Annotated in this window: 11 protein-coding genes; 3 read left to right on the forward strand and 8 right to left on the reverse strand. The window is 42.6% G+C overall.

Annotation, left to right across the window (positions count from 1 at the left end; all coding sequences use genetic code 11):
• Positions 1 to 2: 2 nt before the first annotated feature.
• From GJV22_RS00605 to GJV22_RS00615, 3 genes are all read right to left on the reverse strand, one after another.
• Positions 3 to 3320, reverse strand: coding sequence for a TonB-dependent receptor (locus GJV22_RS00605; RefSeq protein ID WP_205461703.1), 3318 nt, complete (start codon positions 3318 to 3320; stop codon positions 3 to 5).
• Positions 3321 to 3466: 146 nt separating this feature from the next.
• Positions 3467 to 4507 carry a FecR family protein gene (locus tag GJV22_RS00610; protein WP_163707249.1) on the reverse strand — a complete coding sequence of 347 codons (1041 nt, stop codon included), beginning with the start codon at positions 4505 to 4507 and terminating at the stop codon, positions 3467 to 3469.
• A gap of 82 nt (positions 4508 to 4589) precedes the next feature.
• Positions 4590 to 5186: an RNA polymerase sigma factor gene (locus tag GJV22_RS00615; RefSeq protein WP_163707253.1), complete on the reverse strand. Its 597-nt coding sequence runs from the start codon at positions 5184 to 5186 to the stop codon at positions 4590 to 4592.
• A gap of 411 nt (positions 5187 to 5597) precedes the next feature.
• Between GJV22_RS00615 and GJV22_RS00620 the strand changes: the two genes are divergently transcribed.
• The 3 genes from GJV22_RS00620 to GJV22_RS00630 all read left to right on the forward strand — a co-directional run bounded on the left by GJV22_RS00620 (position 5598) and on the right by GJV22_RS00630 (position 6766).
• Positions 5598 to 5873 (forward strand): hypothetical protein, encoded by a 276-nt coding sequence (locus GJV22_RS00620; protein ID WP_163707257.1) that lies wholly within the window; start codon positions 5598 to 5600, stop codon positions 5871 to 5873.
• A gap of 149 nt (positions 5874 to 6022) precedes the next feature.
• A complete protein-coding gene (locus GJV22_RS00625) occupies positions 6023 to 6352 on the forward strand; it encodes a hypothetical protein (protein ID WP_163707260.1) in 330 nt (109 codons plus the stop codon).
• A gap of 36 nt (positions 6353 to 6388) precedes the next feature.
• Positions 6389 to 6766 carry a hypothetical protein gene (locus GJV22_RS00630; RefSeq protein ID WP_163707262.1) on the forward strand — a complete coding sequence of 126 codons (378 nt, stop codon included), beginning with the start codon at positions 6389 to 6391 and terminating at the stop codon, positions 6764 to 6766.
• A gap of 132 nt (positions 6767 to 6898) precedes the next feature.
• Here the strand turns inward: GJV22_RS00630 and GJV22_RS00635 are convergent, their stop codons facing one another.
• The 5 genes from GJV22_RS00635 to GJV22_RS00655 form a co-directional block, all read right to left on the reverse strand.
• A complete protein-coding gene (locus GJV22_RS00635; protein WP_163707265.1) occupies positions 6899 to 9211 on the reverse strand; it encodes a glycoside hydrolase family 3 protein in 2313 nt (770 codons plus the stop codon).
• A gap of 104 nt (positions 9212 to 9315) precedes the next feature.
• The gene (locus GJV22_RS00640; RefSeq protein ID WP_238480251.1) at positions 9316 to 11760 is read right to left on the reverse strand and encodes a glycoside hydrolase family 3 C-terminal domain-containing protein; all 2445 of its coding nucleotides are present in this window, start codon (positions 11758 to 11760) and stop codon (positions 9316 to 9318) included.
• Between the two features lie 273 nt (positions 11761 to 12033).
• The gene (locus tag GJV22_RS00645) at positions 12034 to 13230 is read right to left on the reverse strand and encodes an esterase (RefSeq protein ID WP_205461704.1); all 1197 of its coding nucleotides are present in this window, start codon (positions 13228 to 13230) and stop codon (positions 12034 to 12036) included.
• A gap of 577 nt (positions 13231 to 13807) precedes the next feature.
• Complete coding sequence (gene uxuA, locus GJV22_RS00650) at positions 13808 to 15022, reverse strand: mannonate dehydratase (RefSeq protein ID WP_163707270.1); 1215 nt, start codon at positions 15020 to 15022, stop codon at positions 13808 to 13810.
• Between the two features lie 262 nt (positions 15023 to 15284).
• A complete protein-coding gene (locus GJV22_RS00655) occupies positions 15285 to 18392 on the reverse strand; it encodes a glycoside hydrolase family 2 TIM barrel-domain containing protein (protein ID WP_163707273.1) in 3108 nt (1035 codons plus the stop codon).
• Positions 18393 to 18492: the final 100 nt, after the last annotated feature.

An 18492-nucleotide genomic window follows, 5' to 3' on the forward strand; every position in this document is an offset into this window, starting at 1 on the left:
TTTTAAAAGGTTACACTCAATCCAAAATTGACCGCTTTGTTTAATGGATAACTATATCCTGCATATCCGGTTTGAACACTTTCTGGATCGAAATCCACCATGTCCGGACTATAAGTCAATAAGTTGAAGCCACTAACATATACCCGACACCTATCAACACTAAGTTTGTTTGAAATAATTTTAGGCAAAGTATACCCCAACTCAATATTTTTTAAGCGTACATAATCCGTTTTATGCAACCAATAGGTATTTGGCTGATTAACCCAATATTCACCGGTTCTGTTGTAGGTGCGTGGATTTTCTGTGCTTGGATTCAATTCAGTCCATCTATCATCGTAGAAACTTTTCAGGTAATTTCCAAAATCGCCGGATTCAGTACCTTGATAAAAAACACCGCCTACTGCTCCTTGGAACAAAACATTCAAGTCGAAGCCTTTATAGCCGAAATTTAGATTTAAACCTCCTGTAAACAAAGGGGTACGGCTTTTATCATGTCTAACCTTGTCCGTACCGTCGATCATACCATCTTGGTTATAATCTTCGAAAATAATATCGCCTGGTCTGGCGCCAGCTAAGTGAGGATAGGCAGCGATTTCGTCCTCAGTCTGAAAGATCCCAATGGCATTATAGTAAAGAGACGCGCCCAGCGGGTGGCCGGTAGATTGCTGATAAACAGGTGCTCCTGGTGCTTCATCCCAGAAAAGAATTTTATTTTTTGCATACACACCATTGACCCCAATACTATAAGTGAAGTCTGAGGAATGGTTGCTGTATTGCAGGTTGAAATCAAATCCTTGGTTTTGAAATTCACCGATATTCTCATCAGGAAGTGCTAAACCGGTAGTTTTAGGCACTGAAGCATTTCGACGTGCCAAAATATTCGTTCTCTTGTTGATAAAATAATCAGCAGTTAAAGCCAACTTTCCATTGAAAAATTGCAAATCAAAACCTAAATCCTTTTGAGTTGCTGACTCCCAGGTTACACCGATGTTTGGAACGACTCCTTCGTAAAGTACTTTATTCGATTGCGTTCCGCCATTATTAACATACGATAATCCGCCAAAAGAATAAGATGAAAGAAACTGATATGGATTAATCAGGTCGTTACCAGTCTGGCCCCAAGAAGCTCTTAATTTTGCAAAATTAATTACAGGAATATTTTCTTTCCAGAAATTTTCTTCCGAAAGAATATATCCAAGAGAAACTCCAGGGAAGAATCCATAGCGACTTGATTCTTCAAAGATGTATGACGCTTGGTATCTCCAGACAAATTCAGCTAAATACTTATCCTTAAATGTGTAATTAACCCGACCAAAATAGTTTAATCGTGCCTCTTCATAGGCTGAGCCACCGTTATTGATATCTTCCAAACCACCGGCGAAAAGTTGGTCTACAGCTGTCGAAATATAGTATCTTCTATAAGCCCAGAAATCATCTCCTTTACCGACAATTTTCTCCGCACCAGCCATCAACTTAATATTATGCACATTGGCAATCGTTGTTTCGTAATTTGCCCGGGCACTAGTCAAAATATTCTGATTGTCTTTTGCTGATTGGGTAAGCCGGGGATCATCAATCCCTTGCTCCGATCCGATCAAAGCTGGTTCACCATTCTCATCATAACTTACCTGATCCCATGAATAAACGGTCCATGGCGTCGCCCAGTTCTTCACAAAGTTGATCGACTTGTCGAGCGAAGCATTTAAGTTTACAGACAGGCCTTCAACCCAAGGAACATCTACATTAAGCTGGAAATCAGAATTTAAAACATACCATTTATCTTTCGAGTAACCAGTTTCGTTCGTAACCAGAACTACCGGGTTATCGCCACCTTCCATACCTGGTCCGGGAAGACCATTAGGCCAGTAAGCAGGAATTATTGGTTTTGACCGCATCAATTTGTTGAAAATTTCCGGCGCTCCACGTTGCGGGTAGTTACGGTCTTCCAACCGTCCGGATGTATTCATCACGAAATTGATGTACTTATTCAATTTAATATCCAGATTTGATCTGACATCATATTGCTTATATGATGTTGCACTGTTCCGATAAAATGCATCTTGTGATTTGCCGGAAAGACTGACAAAATAATTAACATTTTCAGTACCTCCTTTAATCGATACATTACCATAAGTTTGTTCTGACCAAGGTTTTAGCGTTTCATCAATATAGTCGCTATTCGGATATTTCCATGGATCTGATCCGTCGCTGAATTTTTGAATCTCACCTTGTGAATACCGAGGATCTCTACCAGCGTATAAATCAATCTCATTCAGCAAGGTAGCATATTCAGACGCGTCAGTCATTTCAGGCATAAGCGTCGGGCGGGTAAGCCCGTAATTGTAAGTGAAATCCACTGTAGGTTTTCCAACTTTTCCCCTTTTTGTTGTAATTAAAATTACCCCGTTAGCCGCTTGAGCTCCATAGATGGCTGCCGAAGCATCCTTCAATACTGACATTGTCTCAATCGTACTTGGATCAATACGTTCCAGAGAACGTCCCGGGACGCCATCAACAACGACCAAAGGTGCTGAATTACCAAATGTATTAACACCACGAATTAAGATTGAAACACCATCATACCCAGGTTCTCCACCATTGGAGATCGCGACTACTCCCGGCAAGCGTCCTGAAATTGACTGGCTCACATTCGTAGCAGGAATGTTTTTCAGGTCATCTCCGTCAACATTAATAACAGAACCGGTAAGCGTGGCCTTTTTCTGAACACCATAACCAACGGCAACGACTTCGTCAAGCCCGATCGACTCCTCGGCCATTACAACGTCAATAATGGTCTGTCCTTCAACACCTATTTCCTGTAACTTCATCCCCACAAAAGAGAATATCAAAGTGGCATCTCCAGGAACATCGGTAATTGTATAGTTACCGTTTCCATCTGTAATGGTTCCATTGGTTGTTCCTTTAACAACGACTGTTACTCCGGGCAGACCTTCGCCGGATGTATCCGTTACTTGTCCTTTAATCGTTTTTGTTTCGCCTACTTGTGCGTTGTTCGAACCTTCTGTTGTTAAAACAATTTGCCGGTCAGAGATAACAAATTTCACATTCGTACCTTGAAACAAATCTTCCAATACAGATTTTACTTCTTCCTGATTGGCTGAAACAGATACAACTCTGTCGATGTCAATTAAGTCTTTATTAAAAAGGAAGTAGTAATTCGTCGAATTTTCAATTTCATTCAAGACACTGATAACCTTGACATTATTGAGTTGAAATGTCAACTGGGTTTGCTGCGAATAGGACTTAGACGCAAAACCTTGCAGCGCGAAAACCAGAATAAGAAACATACTGAGTTTCATAATCTTCAATACTTTTAACAAGCCTCGGGCGTTACCCCTAGCCATTCGATTTTTTTTCATAAATTTGAACGATTAAGTAGTTAAATTTTTGCTGTTTTGACTGCTTTACGAATGGGAAGGTGTTGGTAGCACCTCCCATTTTTTAGTTAGAAATCACTCATTCTTCTTTCATCAATCTCTAATACTATTTTACGGTTTGAAAATGTTCCGTCGGCCAGCTTCTTCCGGTCAACTTCTTTATATTTTATTGGTGCGGTTAAGGCGATCAAACGCAGAACATCATCTAACGATTCGTTTTCGAATGTTCCGTAGTACTTATAATCCTTTAGCTTTTGATCTTTGATTTCAATTTCAACGTGGTACCAGCGACTCAGCCGGACTGCCAGGTCTTCAAATCGCTCATTTTGAATGACTAATTTGCCGTCGATCCAGGAAACAAGCGCGGCTGCATTGACACGTTCGGTGAAATATTTGCGTTCAGTCTTTTCTAAAACAAACTGTTGATCCGGTAAAAGGCTTGCCACAGCTTGATTATTGTCATCTAAAACACGGACACTACCTGTCTTCAGAACCACTTTTTCCCGATCCTGATCCGGGTAAGCCAACACACTAAAACTGGTACCTAATACCTGAACTGTAATTGCGCCGGTTACGACATCGAAGGGATGTTTTTTGTCTTTAACAACCTCGAAGTAGGCCTCTCCTTGTAAGTGAACGATCCGGTTCGAATTAAAATTCACCGCGTACTTTAATGTCGACTCACTGTTTAATACGCCGGTCGATCCATCCGGCAGGTGAAATTGAGTTCTCACTCCGGGAGGACAAATGATCTCGGCCCACGCAGCTTCCTGTTCTGTTGAATTTGTAGCATAGAAATAAATCAGGAATCCGATTGCCAAAGGAATAAACAAAATAGCTGCTGCGCGTTGAAGTAACGCAAAAAAATGAACGGTCTTACCGGTACCCGATTGCCTGAATTCAAGTTTTGAGCTTACGCTGTTCCATATTGTTTGCTTGTGGAATCCTTCAACGGGTTCATCTGTGATAGCATCCCACTGCTGTTCTAATTCAAAAAGAAAATCTTCATCTGCCTGTTCTTTATCAAATTCATTTTGAATCGAGAAATATTCTTCCCGGGAGTACTTTCCCCGAAAAAAATTCTTGAGTGCTTTTTTTAGATTTTCCATATTCTTAGGACTATTAATTAAATGCCTACATTAAGTAATATGGGTGGGAAAGAAAAACTACGTAGTGAAAATTAGATTTTTTTCACTTTTTTTTCTGATCGAGAAATAAATGATAGAATAATAATCCGGCAATGTGGTCTTCAGTCAGTTCTTTCTTAAGTTGTTTCAACGCTTCCGAGAGGTGTTTCTCCACCGTCCGTGAAGATATATCCAGCAAAACTGCAATTTCTTTCGAAGGGATCCCCTTCTTTTTACTCAGCAGAATAATTTCTTTTTGCCTGGGCGGTAACTGATCGATATATTTTTCAACCAAGTCGAGTAGTGATTTGTAGTCGATGCTCTCTTCTGTTCTGTTGTCAAATTCAATAGCATAATCGAGAATCTCATGCTTGTAATAATTTTCACGACTCTGCTTGACGAAGAACTCCCGAATACGATTGAATGTAATTTTAAAAAGATAAGACTTAAAAGACAACTCGGTGTTTATCGCCTCACGAACATTCCAAACTTTAATAAATACATCCTGTACAACCTCTTCGGCTTCTTCGTTCGATTTTAAATAACCCTTTGCGAAAACGAAAATACGTTTTGCATACTGGTCAAACAAAGACTGAAAAGCTTTCTTATCACCCTGTTTTAAACCGTCAACTAACTCTTTTTCACTTCTTGATTTGACCACATCAACTCATTGAATAACAACTCTTCATTTAATTTCTTTTTACAGAATAATCGAATAGATTCATCTTAAGAATTAAATACGATTAACAAAGATTGAAAAAAAAAGGATTATACCAAACAATAAAATATTAGAATTAATCAGTTTATCCGGCAAGAGCTGCAGACTTCCGGGATAGTTGACCAATTAAAAACTAGCGACTAGGCTTCCATCGGGTTCTTCTAAGCGGAAGGCTTTTCTCAGAACCCAAGCTTTACTTCAAACTGCCTTCTTTTTGCTTGACGTAACTCCATTAAATATGATTTAAGGTTTATAAAATAAGCTGGGAGTCTGGAATGATTCCCCCCTTTAGTATCTGCATAACTTATGCAAACTGGTGGTCGTATTTATTTATAAAAGCAACCATTAATAGAAATGAAGAATTTACTATTTATTGTTGTTTGCCTTTCAATAATTCTCTTACCTAGCAAATTGCTATTTGCGCAAAAGATTATTGCAATTGATGAAGAACTGAATGCCAATAGTACTCGAATAGAAGTAACCGTTAAAGGCCTGATTCCAAAATACAAATTCGGAGAGTTTGAGATGATTTCAAGGAAAACAGGGTGGATGACTACCACCAACAAATTCCAGTTTTATTTTGATTTCACCGATGAAGGGAAATTAAACAGAAATTTTCTTTCGTCATAGTTAATCAAGGGATAGATACATTGGAGGTAAATGCCGGGATATTGACCAATTACAAACACCTTGAAATAAAATCATCCAGAATACAACTAAAAGATACTAAATATTTTACATGCTCAATAGCACGAAGTACTGATACTATCTGTTGGATAATGTCTTTAACCTATCAATCCGGACTATATGTTGAAGATAATTTTCAAGTTGAAGGAGTAATAACGGATGGATTGAGACAAATCGTTATCAAGCCAATACATAAATGGTCCAATGGGAAGTCAACTCCTATGAATTATATTATTGGCTATGAATTTTATATGGATGATAAATGTCAAGCTGCATTACAGCCGCCTAAAAGTGGTTCATACAAAAATACATTTGTGTGGTTAAGAGATAACTTATCGGAAGAGCTGAAACCGATATTGGCTGCAGCTGATATTGCGTTATTAGAGTTGCTACAAAAACGTGATTCTATGGACATCGACTAAAGTTAGTTAGCTAAGTAACACCGAAAATTAACAGCCATGAAAAAAATAGTTGTTGTTGGAATATTGATTGTATTTGCAACTATTAACTGTTTTACACAAGGCGCCGTACCTCATTCTAAAAGGCATAAGCCTCAGGAAGAACTTAATAATACAACTGTTTTTGCACGTGTGTATAATATGCAGGGAAAAAAGATTGCTATGGGGAAAATACTGTTCATCTCAGCAGAGTCTCTTCAGCTATATAGAGAAGAGAAGACTACAATCATTCCTATTATCGATATTGGCATAATAAGAACAAAGCATTCCGGAGGCAACAATGTTCTTTGGTGTGCAGCAATTGGTGCAGTTGGAGGAGCCATTTTTGCGGGGCTAGAGAATAGCGGAAAGACTATTGGGGCTGATGGAGCAGGTTAGGCGGGTGCAATACTTGGTAGTGCACCGGGAATCCTTATGGGTGAACTCACAACCCTTTTTAAGAATCCCAAATCTTTCCAGGCGAAGCACCAACAAGGCGCTCCGCTGAAAAGAAAATCGTTAAAAAGTGAATTATTTATAAGTACCCACCCGCGAATCATCAATGAGACCCTGCCAGTTTAAACCAAAAGCGAAGTCGTACTGATTTCCATCCGAGTCGGTATAGGGAGTCATGTCGCGAGGAACATCTTCAAATTGTTCCTCCACGGTTTTCATATTGGCAGGCATTTGGAACGGAAGTAAAGCAGAGGGCTCAACTGCTCCCGAAATAATCTCCAGCAGCGCTTGATCCTGTACGCCCATATGGACTAAAATAGCCGAGGTGGACGGTTCAATTTCCGAGAAAACCATTGGTTTGCTAACGTGTGCCACAACAATCACCGGCTTGTCCCCCATCTCCTTTTTCGTATTCAAGACCATTTCCATATCGCCGCTATTGTTCGTTTTTACCGTTTTGCCTTTATAGCTTCGATTGGTGAAATCTTCAAACGGACTGCCACCTGCCAGACTTTCGTCGCGAGCAGCAACCGCTTTGTAGGGACTGTATTGCAAGCTGATTGGCACATAGCCTGTGCCTCCTTTTTCCAGATCTTTTCCATCGTAGCCAACGCCGCCATCGGGATTTTTCACACCCACCAAGGCAAAGTCGGCCTCAGCAGGAGATGCCACGACTTCAAAGTAATGTTTGACGACTTCAAGGTTAAACGGAATCTCTTGCTTCTCGGGAACTTCGAAACCAAACCAGTTTTTGGTGGCTGGTACAACCCGCTCCGGAATATAGACCTTCAGCTGTTTCTTCAACGGCAATGTCTGTTCATGATTTTTCAACAGGACGATCGTGCGCAGCTGAGCTTCGTAGCCGGATTTCATGTAATCAGGATTACCAACAACCTGCTTTGTTTTGGCCACATCGAGGTATGGATTTTCGAACAAGCCAACCCTGAAGATATTTCGAAGTAAGCGAACCGCAGAACGCTCGAAACGCTCCCGCATAGCTGTTTCGCCATATTTGGCAACACCCATTTGGTATGCTTCGATAACCGGCCCCATATCGTTATTGCCACCAAACTGATCGACACCGGCTTCCAAGGCCTTGAAATGACGTTCAGACTCCGTTAATCCTTCTACTCCCCAGCATTTTCCCTCGAAGCGTTCGACGCTGGTGGTATTTTTCGTAATCATCCAATCGGTGCAAACCACGCCATCGTAACCATACTTTTCACGTAGTAAGTCCGTGATCAGATACCTATTGTAACTGTTGCCGACTTCTTCGCCATTCACGGTATCGCGCTGCCACGAAATGGTGTAATAAGGCATTACTGCTGCTGCTTTCGAGGTTTTTCCCTTTAGTTTGAAAGCACCTTCAGTAAAAGGCTTCAGATGATCAGCCAAATTATTACCGGGATAAACTGCATAAGCGCCATAGCCAAAATGGGCATCGCGACCACCTTCTTCTGGTCCGCCACCCGGCCAGTGTTTCACCATAGCATTCACACTGCCATACCCCCAGCCGTCGGCAACTTCTTTATCACCGGTTGATGTCTGCATGCCATCAACATAAGCACGAGCCATATCGGTTGCCAGATCCGGATCTTCCCCCATAGTGCCGTCGAAACGGCTCCAGCGTGGTTCGGTTGCCAAATCAATTTGTGGTGACAGTGCCGTAGCAATTCCCAGCGCCCTGTATTCCGAGGCGGCGATCTCACCAAACTGACGCATCAATTCGGGATCGAAGGAAGCTGCCAGTCCCAACGTACTTGGCCACATCGAGATTTTACCTCCTGCTCCGGCATTGTACTCGGCATATGAATCGCTGCCATGGCGCGGATCGGAACTGGTGTTTACCGGAACTCCCAGGATAAAACCTTCAACATAAGCCTGCGCGTTGTTATTCCACTGTGCAGCAACTGCCGGGCTTTCGACCGAAGTAATCAGCACATGTCTTAGGTTATCATCTTTCAGGAATTTTAACTGTGTATCGGACAAATCGCTGAGTTCTGCACCGCTCTCATCAAACGCTTTTCCGTTGTAGGTACCACCGTAAAAGCCGGTTCCTCGTGCAGGAATTGCCTGGTGAGCACTGTAAAGCATCAGTCCGGCAATTTGCTCGACGGTCATCTGAGAAGCCAAATCCTGAGCTCTTTGATCAACCGGCAATCGCCAGTCCTCATAAGCATCGAGCTTCCCGTTACGATTCAAATCTTTAAAGGCATAACCTTTTTCTGTTATCAAGTTGACACCGCTAGTGGGCGAATATCCCAAGCTGGGACCACCGGATTGCGACACCAAATTATAGCTATCTTTTTCCTCAGTCGTAATATCGGGGCTACAACTTCCAGTAAAAAGGAAGGCAGCTAATAGTAGGATATAATCGTACTTCTGCATGGTTTAGGTTAGGTGGGTTAGGTGGAAAGGCAAAATACGCGGTCGGTAATGATCCCCGCCCCTTTGAAGAAGCGGAGATCAAGAATTATCTACAAACGAAAAACCTATTTTTGACTTAATTTTTCAATCGTTATTTCGGGGGCAAGCACATTGCTTACGCTACCCGCATCAATATCGCTGGCCACGCTGAAGTCGGCCGACTGATTGATTTTAACTGAAGAAGCTCCAACTTTTACTGTATAGTTTCCGGCTTCAACAAGCCAACTTGAAGAAGCTTCGTCGAACGAGGCCAAATCAGTTGATTTGATTGTGAAACTCAATGTTACTGTTTCGTCCGGATTCAGGAGCTTGGTTTTTCCGAAAGCCACCAATTCTTCTTCCGGCTTTTCAAGCTTAACCTGCGGAGCAGACGCATAAACCTGAACAACTTCACGACCGCCAACTGAACCCGTGTTTTTCACATCCACAGATACCGTTAGTTCACCATCAAAATTAGTAGCACTCAATTGCAGATTACTGTACTCGAAATTGGTGTACGATAATCCGTAACCAAACTCATAGGCAACAGGAACATCGAACGTATTGTAGTAACGATATCCAACGTAAATGTCTTCGTCGTAAACCACTTCCCAGGGGGTACGTTTCATGAAGGAGAAACCGGATAAGTCGGCAGCATTATCAACGTCATCAGACTTGATTTCGTGACCAGGGAATGTTTTTGAAGTCGGCGCGTCATCATAGGAAACCGGGAATGAAACAGCCAGTTTTCCAGATGGATTTACCTTACCCGAAAGCACATCAACCACCGAGTTTCCGGCTTCCTGACCAGGTTGCCATGCCAACAAAACAGCATCGGGAGTCTTTGCCCAACTTGCCGTTTCTATAGCACCACCAACGTTCAACACAACAATGGCTTTTTTACCTTTCGCATGGAAAGCATCAGTAACGTCCTTGATCATGGCTTTTTCTGTGTCGGTCAAATAGAAGTCACCAGCTTCGGCTTTACGGTCGCCGCCTTCTCCCGAATTTCTACCAATAGTGATTAAGGCCATATCATTTTCAGCAGCCATTTTCGTTGCTATCGCTTTTGATAAAGGCATTTCGGTTACCGGGATTTTGCCATGCATCAATGCAGCCAGCCAGTTGTCGGTTTTAACTCCCTTCGCACGTTCTGCTTCGATATATTTTTGATAGATTTCAGTCAACTCGGCATCAGTTGCATATCCGCCATTTTCCAAACCTTCCATCAGCGAAATAGTGTAAGCTTCATTCACATCGCCACTACCGGTACCACCAGCTATAAAATCGTACGACGTGTTACCAAAGGCAGCTACTTTTTTCACATCAGCAGCGATTGGTAATGCCTGATCGCGATTTTCGAGCAGCACCATACCATCGGTAGCGGCCTGACGAGTCACTTCAGCATGTGCTTTCAAATCCGGATTGCAAGAGTAAGCATATCCTTTATATTTTGGCGTTTTCAGCATAATTCCGAAAATGCGGCTCAGGTTTTTATCCAGAATCGCCTCATCAATAGACTCTTGATTGACAGCGCTACTCAACTCCTGAACTTGTTTCGGCTGTCCCGGTTGAATCATATCGTTACCAGCTTTCATTTGAGCAATAACATCGCTACCACCACCCCAGTCGGTCATTACGTAGCCTTCAAATCCCCAGTCGTTACGTAACACATCTGTTAATAAACCATGGCTTTCTGAGGTATAAACACCATTCAGTTTGTTGTATGAAGACATCACCGTCCAGGGCTGTGCCTCTTTCACAGCAATTTCAAAACCTTTCAAATAAATTTCGCGCAGAGCTCGCTGGCTAACAACGGTATTTACCGACATCCGGTTGGTTTCCTGGTTATTGGCTGCGAAGTGTTTAATTGACGTTCCTACGCCGTTGGATTGAATTCCTTTCACCATCGCGGCAGCCATTTTTCCCGTTACCAGCGGATCTTCGGAATAGTACTCGAAGTTACGGCCACACAACGGGTCGCGTTGGATGTTCATACCGGGCGCCAACAAAACATCAGAACCATATTCCAATACTTCATTGCCCATGGCTTCACCTACTTTATAAACCAAATCGGTATCCCAGCTAGAAGCTAAAACAGTAGCAATCGGGAACGCTGTACAATAGTAGGTTTTCTCTTCCCCTTCCCGCGTGGGTTGAATACGCAATCCGGCCGGACCATCGGTTAAAACCTGGCAAGTCACTCCAAGTTCAGGAAACTCGGACGAATTACCGGCAGCACCGGGTAAATAAGTTCGAATATGATCGACCATCGCTTTGTAATTGGGACCTAACTCATTATCGTCACCGCCTCCAAACTTCTTCTTAATTGAATCCGGCAGATCCATAAACATCCCGGTGCCGATAAGCACCTCTGCTTTTTGATCCAGTGTCATTTTTGAGATTGTATTCTTGATCACTTCTTCATCGCCGGGCTGCTTGGGCTGCGAGCTGCAGCCAAATACGCCAAGTGTTAGGCTGAATAAACAAACCTTTGAAATTAAGCTTGTCTTTTTTAATCGGTTTTTCATAAGTTCTTTGAATATTAGGTTATATGTCCAATAGACGCAATGATAATTTATTATGACGATATTACCAACATGTTTTACAAATGCTTTTTGATGACTGCTCTGATATGAAAGTTATTCGTCGATAATTCTTCGCACGTTGCCGCAAGGGGACAATCGTCATTAAGCTTAGATCGATTCCCTTGCGGCAAGCCTCGGAGCGATTGTTAGTAGCTTGAAGGAAAAGGCCCGATTGAAGCTATCAAGGAGCTAACTACCCCGCTGCTGCGTCTCTCCCTATTTAAAAAGTAGAGGAGCGAATTCAGACAGGTAAACCCGCCAGTTTGTCCAGGTATGTCCCCCTTCAGTTTCGACATAGGCATAGTTCATTCCAATTTCATCCAGCTTCTGTCGGTAATCTGTCACATTTTTATACAAAAAATCAGCTTTCCCAATACCTATCCAGTATAATTTCAATCCGTTATCCATTTGTTGCTTCAGCGTATTATCGATATCACTGTACACTTTACCGGTTGAATCTTCGCGTGGCATAATAGCTGCTGAGAACAAGCCAACATAGTCGAAAGTATTGGGGTAATAGCGTGAAATATGAAGTGAATGAAAACCACCCATGGATAAACCGGCAATCGCACGATCAGCCTTATCCGCTTTCACCCGATAGTTCGATTCCACAAATTTCATTACATCGGGAAAAGCTTCTTCAAACTTACCGTCCATGGTGTGATCTAATTGCATGCTTGGCTTGTAAAAGCCTTTTGCTGACTCACCCGGCGCAGCTTTTTGTGCTGCATTACCGTTGGTCATAACAACGATCATTGGCGTGGCTTTACCTTCCGCAATCAGGTTATCCAGGATTTGAGCCGTACGACCATAGTTGATCCAAGCTTCTTCGTCACCTCCCATTCCGTGCAACAAGTACAAAACCGGATATTTATCTTTACTGCTTTCGTAACCAGGAGGCGTATAAATTGTCATTCGCCGGGTCATTCCAACTCCGGGAGAATCATACCAACGACGGGCAACCGTACCGTGTGGCTCATCTTTTACCGAATACAAATCACCTTTTTCACCTCCAACAATAAAAATGCTGAAGACCGAAGATACATCGCGAATCATATAAACATTGTTTGGATCGGTCGATTTGAAGCCATCAACAATAATATTGTAGGTATACAAATCAGATGCGAGTGGTTCTGATGTGTAGGTCCAGATTCCGTCCGCACCTTTGACGAGGTTGGCTTTACCGGGAACTTCAAACTCGCCCCATTGTGTTTTTATCATTTCCTTCGGTGTGAAATCTCCTACGATTTGCACCGTGTCGGCATCAGCCGCATCTACACGAAAGGTGACGGTATTGTCGGGGTTTATTTCCGGAGAGATAATCTGTTGTCCTCCCCATAAAGCTTGCTGTGCTTCAGCTGAAAAACTTAGCAGAACGGCTGCAATGAAGGCAGCGAATAAATTCTTTTTCATCATGTTCTTTTTTTGGTTGATTATTTATTGTCAGGTTTATACTATAAGACTCTTAAAATTTCATTGTGTTTAATGCACACATGCTAAATTTCTGAAAAAAATTTAATTCAACTAACTTATTCTTACAATTTCTACAATCAGATTAAACTTCGAAAACTGTTTATCAAAAGCTCGATGGAGAGCAACCTTTCATCAGTATTTTTTTCTGTTACCTGCCTACCAGCATTTCGAGTTCAGGGAGCGGTAACAATTCATGGTTATCTGTTTAAAGTTTATAAGTTGAGCTGGTATGTAAAAAACTCAAGCCAAAGATCCTTTCTTTTATAGCCAACTAAAGTTGGTGATAGTTTAATCACTCAATTGCCGGACAGCGGATAACCAAGGTAAGCTAGAGAAAAATAATCGCTCATCAAGTTGGCTTAGTTGCGGCTAGCCAACTCCCAGATCAAATTTGAGCTTTCTAAGCGCAAAAAGAAAAGCTCTGAAATCAGACTTAAGTCAATTTCAGAGCTTCCTTCTATATAATACTTTCGTGACTCACACCAGACTAAAAATCCGGCTGGTCATTCAGTTGATCTTATTTAAAAACAACGCCACTTTTTTCTATGCCCAGTTCTAAACCTCTTAGTTCAGCCTGACCTCTCAATAATCCAATGGCAGAATACCCGGGGTTCGTTTTCTTCTTCAGGTCATCCAGAATCATATGTCCGTGGTCGGCACGCATCGGGATCACATCGTCGCGACGGTTCATGGAATGACGTTTCCTTTGTTCTTTCAGAACAGCCACGATAACGCTGTACATGTCAACATCGCCGCGCAAGTGACTGGCTTCATGGAAACTACCATCTAGGCCGCGTTGTGTACTGCGCAAATGTAAAAAGTTAATCTTACTTCCCAAACGTTCAACAATACCTGGCAAATCGTTGTCGGCACGTACACCCAATGAACCAGTGCAGATACACAGGCCATTGTATATTGAATCGACAACATTGACGATATACTGCAGATCATTCTCGGTGCTTACAACACGCGGTAATCCAAACAATGGAATTGGTGGATCGTCGGGATGGATTGCTAAACGCACGCCCGATTCAATGGCAATCGGAACAATCTGTTCAAGGAAATACTTCAGATTTTCGCGATATTGTGCCGAATCGATCTCCTTATACTCTGCCAAACGAGCACGAAAATCTTCGATTGAATATCCTTCCTGCCCTCCCGGAAGACCGGCAATAATATTCTTCTGAAGCATGTACTGTTTCTCCGAGCTCATGGATTCGAACTTCTGTTTGGCAAGTTCTAGTTGTTCTTTCGAGTAACAGGCTTCAGCCCCTTCTCTTCGCAAAATGAACATGTCGAAAGCGATGAAATCGCTCATATTAAATTCAAGAGCCCTGGCTCCATCGCTCAATTCCATTTCCAGGTTTGTGCGGGTCCAGTCAACAACAGGCATCCAGTTATAAGTCAAAACCGGAATTCCTACTTTCCCAACGTTTCGAATTGATTCTTTATATTTCTCAATCCATACATCGCGATTAGCCTTTCCTTGTTTAATGTCTTCGTGGACCGGAATACTTTCAATAACACTCCAGTTCAATCCACGTGGTTTTGCCGGACTCACAGAGCTGTCAAACTCAATGATTTTTTTGCGTTCTTGGATTGCTTCGATCGTCCACACCTCGCCGATCGGAACTTCGTGTAAAGCTGTTACAATTCCGGTAGCACCGGCTTGTCTAATATCTGTCAGCGTAACCGGATCTGTTGGCCCGTACCACCGCCATGTTTGTTCCATTCCCATATTCTGGCTTTTTATATTAATTTGTTTGTTAGTTGATTTTTTATCTGGTCACATCAAGTCGAGACCTGAATTGGCTGCAAAGATCGCCATTGCTTTCCACATTATTCCGTTAACGACAACGGATAAGAATCGCTTTAATGATAGCTTAATAATATCAGGAAATAGCAATGGTTGGCAAGTGTCAATATCAAAAAAAAGGCAGGACGAAATCACCAACCGGTTCATTCCATCCTGCCTCTTTCCAAATAGCTGCAGATTAGTAAACCTTGAAAATATGCTTCACAGGTTGAATTACAAAGTTAAACTCGTAATCCTGATAAGGAAGTTTGTATTCCTCACGTGGAACTGCTCCCCAACTGTTTACACAGCCCAGCCCCATTTGCGTTTTGTCAATACAAATAGTAACAAAATCACTTTGTACCACTTCAGCAAAGTGACGTTGATCTTTTTGAATACCGTCATCCAGGGATTCAACGGTGTAATTCAAAGCTGAAATCGAGTAAACATTATCCGATTTGAAACAAACACCTGAACCGGTTTCATCTAGTTGCGCCCACCATCGAATGTCGGATTTAGTTCCGGTTTCCTGCGGACGAATGTAAGCGTAAGCTTGTTCTTCGACGCTTTGATCATACAGACCGATAAAGTCTGCATCTTTACGATCGATGTAGTTCTCGCCCGGCCCGCGACCATAGTATTTAATGTGCGAATAGTTTTCAGGCATTTCCAGTTTCATCCCGAAACGGAACATTTCGGAGACCTTTCCTTTTTCGCCGGCAACCAGTTGCTGGCTTACTTTTATGGCTCCTTCATTATTAATCTGGTAGGTCAAATGTAGCTGACCTCCAACGTCAGTCATGTCGTATTCTGCTTTCACTTCGGCTAATCCTTCCGGAGTCATTGCTGCACTAAGCGATTTCAACTCCAATTTCGGATTCTTCCAAACTGCATATTTTAACTGCAATTCAGCTCCGTAATCATTGTCGGTTGGTGCTCGCCAAAAGTTTGGTTCTAATTGGGTGCCATCTTCAAATACGAATTTGCCATCAACCAAATAGCGACACAGATAACCGGATTTGCGGCTGAAATCGATTTGGAAGTTTTCGCCTTTCACCAACAGGTAGTTTATATCTTCGTCAACAATCGTTGGCTCAACGACCTTCTGATTGACCGCCACTTTATTGGCTAAAACGACATCGCTAAACTGCCATTCGTTGACGGCCAACTGCTGACGAGCCAATGCGTAACCGGCCGAAACAAGCTGTTCCTCCGATTTTAGTTTATAGGCAACATTTACAAATACTTCGTTAGCCTCAAGGTCTGCTGGTATTTTAACGCCCAAGTCAACTTTAACTTTTTGTTGTGGACCAACATGCAGATCGCTAACTGTTCCGGTTTTCAATACCTTTCCGTCAGCTACCAGTTCCCATTCAAGGTAGAAGTTTGACAGATCTCGGAAAAAATATTCGTTATAGACCTCAACCTGTCCGTTTTTCAAATCAACCGGCGTGGTCCAGATCGACTGGTAGTAATAGCCAACTTCTTTGTAATGCGGATTTGGCTTCCGATCAGGGCTGATCAGACCATTATCCAAAAAGTTATTATCGGTCGCATCATAGGGGTTGAAATCGCCACCATAAGCATAAATCAATTGACCGTCTTTGTTTTGCCAATGGATGGACTGGTCGACAAAATCCCAGATAAACCCACCCTGATAGAGCGGATATTTACGAATTAAATCCCAGTACTCTTTGAAACCACCTTCAGAGTTGCCCATGGCGTGGGCGTATTCACATTGAATGAGGGGTTTCTTCTTATCAGACTGGCCATATTTCTCGCTGTTCTTGTAATCGTAATACATCGGGCAAAAAATATCGGTGAATTCATTTTCACCTGCCCGCTCGTACTGGACCGGGCGCGATTTATCGTAAGCCTTCGTCCATTTGTAACAAGCTTCGAAATTAGAGCCGAAGCCCGCCTCATTCCCCATCGACCAAATAATGACTGATGGATGGTTGTAATTTCGGAGTACATTCCGCTGATCGCGCTCCAAGTGAGCTTTTGCAAACAACGGGTTCTTAGCCAGCGTTTCATCGCCATAGCCCATCCCGTGCGACTCGACATTGGCTTCGGCAACGACATAAATCCCGTACTTATCGCACAGCTCATACCACAAGTTGTTATCGGGATAGTGGCACGTACGCACCGCATTCACGTTGAACTTCTTCATCATCAGGATATCCTGCTCCATGCGCTCGGGTGAAACCACATAACCTCCATCCGGATCCAGTTCGTGACGGTTCACCCCTTTAATCAGAATAGGCTGACCATTCACACAAAGCTGGCTGTTTTTCATCTCAACCTTACGGAAACCGACTTTTACGGTAATCACTTCCTGCACCGCCCCTGATTTTTTCAAGGTGGCAGTCAGGCTGTAAAGTGTTGGTGTTTCAGCCGTCCATTTTTCAGGCTTAGCCACTTCAATTTCTGTGACCAATTCGTCGGAGCCACTCAGCTGTTTTTCGCCTACAACTTTTCCTGTTGCATCGGTTAGCTTCAATTCAACATCGGCTTTCGCTGATAAATCGACTTTTACCTGCAGTGTACCATCGGTATAATCGTTTACTAAGTCCGGGGTAACTTTCAAGTCGCTGATGTAGGTTTTATTGCGGGCATAAAGATAGCAGTCTCTGCCAACACCTGAGAAACGCCAGAAATCCTGGTCTTCCAGGTAGCTGCCATCACACCAGCGAAATGTCTGAAATGCCACAAGGTTTTTCCCCGGCTTTAGATATTTTGTCAGGTCGAATTCAGCCTCCAGTTTGCTGTCTTCGCTGTAACCAACAAACTTGCCGTTGACATACAGGTTGATATTAGAAGTCACCGAGCCAAAGTGAACAAAAATTTCTTTACCGCTCCAATCAGCCGGCAACTCAATTTCTCTACGATAAGTACCTACATGATTGTTTTCTTCAGGCACAATGGGCGGGGTATTTTTATACTGGTGGCGCCAGGCGTATCCGATATTGACATAAAGCGGATCTCCATAACCGTTCAATTCCCAAAGTCCGGGAACCTGCATGTCGTTCCAGCCTTTATCGTTCATGTCAACTTTGTAGAAATCGGTTGGCCGTTGCCAGGCATGCTGCACCCAGTTGAATTTCCACACGCCATTCAGGCTCATAAAATTACTCGAACTTTCTTTTAAGCCGGTTTCTGCTTTCGCTTCTGACTCGTAGGCAAAGAACGCACTGTGCATCGGCACGCGGTTTACTTCATTCACCTTCGGATCCTGCCAGTAGTTTTGTGCCTGAGCTCCAAAACCCGCCAACATCATCGCGACAGCTAATATCTTTTTTTTCATATCAAATTATGTATTTTATAAATGGATTGTTCTTTCAATTAAAAATGACCCTTTATTAATTAAACGCAAATCTGCCCATAATCCCCTAAATGAATTCATA

It is taken from the genome of Mangrovibacterium lignilyticum (assembly GCF_010882175.1).
In the GTDB taxonomy this organism is placed as follows: Bacteria; Bacteroidota; Bacteroidia; order Bacteroidales; family Prolixibacteraceae; genus Mangrovibacterium; species Mangrovibacterium lignilyticum.